1 pseudogene is annotated in these 649 nt (G+C 66.3%); it reads left to right on the plus strand.

The features are described from left to right. Positions 1–244 precede the first annotated feature (244 nt). Positions 245–649 (plus strand): annotated as a pseudogene (locus tag IVA82_RS48920) (hypothetical protein); the annotation flags it as partial.

A 649-nucleotide genomic window follows, 5' to 3' on the forward strand; every position in this document is an offset into this window, starting at 1 on the left:
CAACATGTGCGGTCCCGTTATGCGAGGGGCTGACGCTCTGCCGTGGTCGAAGACCCCATCACGCAGTAAGGGACCGCGCCGGAACCTGGGAGGTCCCGCATTCGACCGCAGGCGGCATGCGCCTTCGGTCTGCATCGGGAAGGCGAGGAGCCGAAGCCGATGACGAACGAACGCGGGAAGTCGGACGTGGCCACAGTAGCGGCGAAGCCGGCGAACGAGGCAGAGCGATCTGCGAAAGGAGCTGGTGGAGCGAAGGGCCGCGACCAAGGGGAATGCGGACCAGCAAAGCACGACCCGGACGCCGAGCCGGACGAGCGTGACACAGGCGCTGGAGCGCATACGACGAACTGCAAGGGAAAGGAAGAAGGAGAGGTTCACCGCGCTGCTTCACCACATCGATCCCGACCTGCTCGAGGCGGAGTTCTTCGCGTTGAAGAAGCATGCCGCGCCGGGCACGGACGGGGTGACGTGGCGGGACTATGAGCAAGATCTCAAGGCCAACCTTGAGGATCTGCATGCCCGTGTCCACCGGGGAGCGTACCGGCCGCAGCCGTCGCGGCGGGTCTACATCCCAAAGCCGGACGGACGGCAGCGCCCGCTGGCGATCGCGGCCCTCGAGGACAAGATCGTGCAGCGGGCAACGGCTGTG

Source organism: Bradyrhizobium sp. 142 (assembly GCF_023074015.1).
Taxonomy (GTDB): Bacteria; Pseudomonadota; Alphaproteobacteria; order Rhizobiales; family Xanthobacteraceae; genus Bradyrhizobium.